We start from the raw sequence: 289 nt of genomic DNA, 5'->3' as shown, positions 1-289 counted from the left end.
TGGTAGAGGAGCGTTCTGTAAGCCGTCGAAGGGAAAGCTGTAAGGCATCCTGGAGGTATCAGAAGTGCGAATGTTGACATGAGTAACGATAAGGGGGGTGAAAAACCTCCCCGCCGGAAGACCAAGGGTTCCTGTCCAACGTTAATCGGGGCAGGGTGAGTCGACCCCTAAGGCGAGGCCGAAAGGCGTAGTCGATGGGAAACGGGTTAATATTCCCGTACCCTTTATTATTGCGATGGGAGGACGGAGAAGGCTAGGTGGGCCTGGCGATGGTTGTCCAGGTTCAAGT

General features: G+C 54.3%; 1 rRNA gene (cut by a window edge). It reads left to right on the top strand.

Features of this window, described 5'->3' with window-relative positions:
* Nucleotides 1–289: ribosomal RNA gene (locus tag GQR38_RS19885) — 23S ribosomal RNA — on the top strand; its annotated part reaches 981 nt to the left of the window's first position; the annotation flags it as partial.

It is taken from the genome of Pseudoalteromonas sp. c7(2019), from assembly GCF_011378625.1.
GTDB classification, from domain to species: Bacteria; Pseudomonadota; Gammaproteobacteria; order Enterobacterales; family Alteromonadaceae; genus Pseudoalteromonas; species Pseudoalteromonas arctica.
The sequence above is the reverse complement of the archived record's forward strand: the minus strand, read 5'-3'. Positions and strand labels throughout refer to the sequence as shown.